The sequence below is a fragment of the Streptomyces lushanensis genome, from assembly GCF_001700515.1.
In the GTDB taxonomy this organism is placed as follows: domain Bacteria; phylum Actinomycetota; class Actinomycetes; order Streptomycetales; family Streptomycetaceae; genus Streptomyces; species Streptomyces lushanensis.
The window spans coordinates 1-5,205 of the sequence record NZ_MAUD01000169.1; the positions used below are offsets into that span (position 1 = coordinate 1).

At 68.2% G+C, this 5,205-nt stretch carries 3 protein-coding genes, 1 tRNA gene, 1 pseudogene and 1 CRISPR repeat array; of the genes and pseudogenes, 3 read left to right on the forward strand and 2 right to left on the reverse strand.

Annotated elements, in window-relative coordinates:
• Window positions 1-49: 49 nt before the first annotated feature.
• Window positions 50-122 (forward strand) — tRNA-Lys (locus BFF77_RS15785).
• A 415-nt stretch (window positions 123-537) separates the two neighbouring features.
• Window positions 538-1,507: direct repeats of the CRISPR family, unit length 29 nt; unit sequence CGGAACACCCCCGCCTGCGCGGGGACCAC.
• Window positions 1,508-2,141: 634 nt separating this feature from the next.
• On the opposite strand, the pseudogene BFF77_RS33310 reads toward BFF77_RS15785, so the two are convergent.
• Window positions 2,142-2,339 (reverse strand): annotated as a pseudogene (locus BFF77_RS33310) (site-specific integrase); the annotation flags it as partial.
• Window positions 2,340-2,872: 533 nt separating this feature from the next.
• On the opposite strand from BFF77_RS33310, the gene BFF77_RS15795 reads away from it, so the two are divergent.
• Window positions 2,873-3,415 carry an NUDIX hydrolase gene (locus tag BFF77_RS15795; RefSeq protein WP_066949538.1) on the forward strand — a complete coding sequence of 181 codons (543 nt, stop codon included), beginning with the start codon at window positions 2,873-2,875 and terminating at the stop codon, window positions 3,413-3,415.
• Here BFF77_RS15795 and BFF77_RS15800 read toward each other — a convergent pair.
• Window positions 3,412-4,749, reverse strand: coding sequence for an NsdA family TPR-like regulatory protein (locus BFF77_RS15800; protein ID WP_066949541.1), 1,338 nt, complete (start codon window positions 4,747-4,749; stop codon window positions 3,412-3,414). The two genes, BFF77_RS15795 and BFF77_RS15800, sit on opposite strands and share 4 nt — an antisense overlap.
• A gap of 149 nt (window positions 4,750-4,898) precedes the next feature.
• Between BFF77_RS15800 and BFF77_RS15805 the strand changes: the two genes are divergently transcribed.
• The coding region (locus BFF77_RS15805) for an ATP-binding protein (RefSeq protein ID WP_169922669.1) at window positions 4,899-5,205 on the forward strand (307 nt) is incomplete at its 3' end.

Below are 5,205 nucleotides of genomic sequence, written 5' to 3' on the forward strand. Positions count from 1 at the left end.
ATTGAGCTAACGGCCCTGCGACACAACACACACGAGCATAGCCCGCCGAGGGCCGTTAGCTCAATTGGCAGAGCAGCGGACTTTTAATCCGTTGGTTGTGGGTTCGAGTCCCACACGGCCTACTGTCGGCGGGCCGGGCTTACGCCCGTGACCTGCTACGGAGCGCCCCGCCCGGTCCCGCCGGGCAGGGGCGCTCCGTTGTTTCGGGGCCTGTGCGTGAGCGATGCGTGAGCGGACGGACCTCGGAGGGGCCGGACGACGGCGGACACGGGAGCACGAGGCGGCGGGCTTTGCGCCCTGTGAGCGCGAGGAGGCGCCCGCACGGAGAGGCATGCCGAAGCCGCCCTCGCCGACGGCTTCTTCCGTGGCACCAGCCTGTACCGACCGGCCACGATTCAGTCGTGGGGCAGGGGCGCTGATGTCCCTGAACCAGGCGCTGATCCGGTTCTGACGACTGATCGGCAGACGCTGGCTGCAAGGGGACCCGCGCCTGCGCGGGGACCACACACTGTGGGCGGGCCGGTAGAAGTCTTCGGCCGGAACACCCCCGCCTGCGCGGGGACCACACCTTCGGGCCGTCCGGCTTCGCCCGATCACCCGGAACACCCCCGCCTGCGCGGGGACCACTGCTCGATCGCCTGCGCGGGGACCACGTCGAAGAGGACGTGGACCCGTTGGACAACATCGGAACACCCCCGCCTGCGCGGGGACCACGAGCACAGGCGCCCAGCCGGGCCGCCGCTGTCCGGAACACCCCCGCCTGCGCGGGGACCACGACCTCACGTTCCGAACCCGGGCCCGGTCCTTCGGAACACCCCCGCCTGCGCGGGGACCACGCCTTGTGCCAGTCCGGACGCCAGAACGGGGACGGAACACCCCCGCCTGCGCGGGGACCACCACCCAGCCGAGCTGTACCCCGACGACCTCGTCGGAACACCCCCGCCTGCGCGGGGACCACGAGACCTGGGAAACGGTCACCGAGTACGACGACGGAACACCCCCGCCTGCGCGGGGACCACGGCGTCGGCGCCACCGGCGTCACCAGCAGTGGCGGAACACCCCCGCCTGCGCGGGGACCACGCATCCGGCCCGGCGAGGACCCCAACCCGGTCCGGAACACCCCCGCCTGCGCGGGGACCACGATCGGCCCGGCCTGGACCTGTGGGACGAGGGCGGAACACCCCCGCCTGCGCGGGGACCACGAACAGCCTGCGGACGTTCTCCGAGAGGGTGTCGGAACACCCCCGCCTGCGCGGGGACCACTGCGACTCGAACCAGTACGGCACACCGTAAGGCGGAACACCCCCGCCTGCGCGGGGACCACACCGAAGCTCTCGGCCGGGTCATCCACATGGTCGGAACACCCCCGCCTGCGCGGGGACCACAGCCCGACCACCCGACCGTTATGGAGGCAGTCCGGAACACCCCCGCCTGCGCGGGGACCACAAGGGCCGCGGGCGTTTCATGTTGGCGCCGGCCGGAACACCCCCGCCTGCGCGGGGACCACCCTTCCTGACCTGCGATCCTAGAGGGGCTTTGCCAATACTTGACCATAGTTCGTTCTCATCACTCCATGGTGTCAGAGGTACACGGTCAGGCTCCACGATCAGCAAGATCACGCCTCAGTTCCAGAAGTTGGCCGTCCAACCGCGGCCCTTCGTCATATGGGTGAGTCGATCAATCTTTTGGTGGACCGCCTGCTCTCCGTGTAACGGAGGGCAGAGGCGTGGTTCGAGGAACTTGAGTGGCGTGGTGGCGCGCGGAGCGTGGTGCTTGGCCCAGCTGGCTGATGCTTGGAGGGTTCTTTCGTGCGGCCATATGTGTACGGCACGAGGGCGGGTTGCGGAGTAGGCGACCTCGGGCCGCAACGGGCCGGACACGACCCCAGGCCGGGCCACCGTTCGTGTTGTCCAGGGGAACTGATCCGTACCGCGACAAGGTCCCCGGATATCTCACCCAAGAACTGCGACAGTCAATGGTGTTCTTTCATCACTGGAACGGAATCGACGGCCCTGACCCGCCTTGGCCGCCGGTCGTGACGAACCGCCGTTGTCGGCCGAGCATTGTGGTGATGGTCCGTTCGGCGAAGCATTCACTTTATGCCGGGAGGTCATCGGCGACGCCGGAAGCGCCTCCGATAGTCAGTTCTCTTCAGGCACAGATACACGTGCCCGGGGAACCAGTGCTGTAACGGCTTCGGCGGTGGCCCGGTCGACTTCCGGGAGCAGGCTCGTGTAAGTGTCCGAGGTCAGGGTGATCGTGGAGTGGCGCAGGGTCTCCTTGATCGTGTGGAGGTCGCCTCCGGCGCCGTGAGTGAGGGTGGCTGCCACGTGGCGCAGCACGCCGAGCGCATCCTCGCCGACCCCGCCTGGCCCGCCCTTACCACCGCCCTTGCCCAGGCCGAAACCGTCGGCCACCGCCCCAGCCAGATCCTCGCGACAGCGGCGGCCGAGCGTGAACTGGGCACCGCCCACTCGGCAGCCGAAGTCCTCACATGGCGTATAGCCAACCAGCCGGACAAGCGATCAATCGCCGCTCTGGTCCGGAGCGGAAACGCCAGCCGAACCACCATGCCCGCAGCAGCCAACGCGCCTCGCGCAGGCGGAGTGGATCGCCGCCATCGCCGATAGCACCGCGGGCTGGCGGGCCCACACCGTGTAATGCGGCCTCAAGGCGGAGTCCCGGCCGAGGGACGGAGAGCACTCCGCAGCCCCGCACGCTGTGGTACTCCCATCGGGGCTGATAGCCGCAGATACGGACGGCGACTTCGGCCGGATCACGCGAGCACCGGCCGGAAGTCGTTGACGGGGCAGACGGCTTCTCGTCCAAGTGACATTCTTGGTGCTGCACGGCAGCGAAAAGGAGTTGGCTCATGCGGTGGACGGTTCATGGCGAGCGCCAGATTTACAGCAACCCGTGGGTCAACCTCTGGCTCGTGGACGTCCAGCAGCCGGACGGCCGGCGCTGGGAGCACCATGTGGTGCGGATGCGGCATCTCGCGGTCGCCGCGGTGGTGGATGAGCAGAAGCGGGTGCTGATGATGTGGCGCCACCGGTTCATCACGGACACGTGGGGCTGGGAGCTGCCGATGGGCCTGATCGAGGCCGACGAGACCCCGGAGCAGGCGGCGGCCCGTGAGGTGGAGGAGGAGACCGGCTGGCGAGTGGAGGGCCTGAAGCCTCTGGTGTACGCGCAGCCGGCGAACGGCATCACCGACTCGGAACATCATGTCTTCCGCGCTCAGGCTGCCGCCTACGCCGGCCCGCCGACCGAACTGAACGAGTCGGACCGTATCGAGTGGATCCCGATGTCCGAGGTCCGCGGCATGATCGACCGCCGCGAGGTGGTCAGCAGCGGAAGCCTGGTCGGCCTGCTGTACCTGCTGCTGGACGAAGCCACCGGCGCTACGAGTTAGCCGAGTGCCTCGCGCATACGTTGCTCGAAGGCGATCACCGGCGTCTCGCGGGCGTAGGGGGCGAGGCGCTGGTGGAACTCGTGGACGTGGCCCGCGACCCGTGGTGAGTCGAGGGATGCACTGAGGTCCAGGGCGAGCCCGGCGCTGTGGCACGCGGCGTCCAGCTTGCCCTGCTGGAGTTGCGCCGTGGCAAGCCAGAAGGCGTGAAAGGCGCGGCCACGCTGCTGGGCGCCTGTTTCCCGCCGAAGGCCCTCGGCGATCAGCGGCTCGGCGCGCTCGGACTCACCCAGCTTGGCGAGCGCGATTCCTGTGTCGACGATCAGTTTCGTCTCGTCGAAGTAGCGGACCCAGGAAGGCGCCTCGCCCTCTTGGCCGCGGGCCTGTTCGTACGCGTCCCGGGAGCGTCCGATGGCCTGGTGACAGGAGGCGGCGTCGCGGAGTGTGGCGTGGGCGAAGGCTTCCCGCATGTGGAGCATCGACATCACCAGCGGCTGTCCGCCAGCGACTCGGGCGCTGTCCTGGGCCTTGCAGGCCAGCGCCACCGCGTCTGCGGGCTGCCCGTCGTAGGTTGCCTGCAGGCTCATGCAGGACAGGACGTTGGCCATGAAAAGATAGTCGTCCTGCCCGTGCGAGAGCCGCAGTGCTTGGGTGAAGTGGGTGCGTGCGGTGCTGTATTGGCGGGCATCGAAGTAGGCCCATCCGGCGAGGCGGGCGAGTTCCGCGGCGAGTGACTGAAGATCGCGGCGCAGGGGAGCGCGGACGCTGCGCATCATCTGCGTCACGTACCGAAGGTGCCCCACGACAGCCGGGCGCAGGGAAGCGCCACCGTGCTCGTCGTCACGGCGCCAGTAGTCCTCGACCGATGACCGCAGGGCGAGGAGCGTCGACCGCGTCACCCTTCCGTCGGCGAGCGTCAGCAAGTCGTCGAGATCGCTGTGGGATTCGGCGTCAGGACTCCGCTCATCGTCGGCGGAGGTCTCGGATGCCTGCGCCGAGCGGCTCGGGAGGCTCGGGAGGCGGTCTCGCGACGTCGCCGGGGACGGGATTTCCCAGGGCCTGTGGGCGAGCCCGAGCATGGCGCCGGGGATACGAAGACCATCGGCCACGCGCTCGATCACATCGATGTGGGCGAGCCCGCGCCTCCCCGACATGATCTCCCCGACCCGGCTCGGCGTCATCCCGCACAAGGCGGCAACACGGGACGGATAGATGCCCGCCTTCACCTTCACGAGGTGGAAGACCTTCGCGAAGTCGCGCTGCCGACATGCACGTTGCCACTCGGGATTCGTGAGCAGTTCGGGCGGAAGTCCCTGATGAGGCTGGGATCCGGGCACATGCGCTCCTCTGCCGCATCAGGCGATGGCGTCAGACGGTTGGTCAGCCGCTCTGGATATTACCCACGTTGGGTAATCACCGTGACCTGATTACGTGATGGCCCTTCGCGGTGAGCTGGTCCTCCAACCGCCCGCGATGAGGGGACGCGATGTACGCGATGGCCATGCACGACCAGCAGACCGCTCAGAGATGGCGCATGCAGTTCAGCTCGACCGCCGCATGCGTCTCCCTCGTCCGGCGCCAGACCGGGAAGACGCTCAGCGAGTGGGGATACGTACTAGACGACATCGACCGGGTCGTCCTGGTCTCAAGCGAGCTCGCGACGAACGCCGTGCTGCACGGACACGTCCCCGGGCATCTCTTCGAAGTCGCTCTGACCTCGACGGACTACAGCTGCTTGATCGAGGTGTCAGACGCAAGCCCCCGCACTCCGATGGCACTGCGTCCTACGGCCG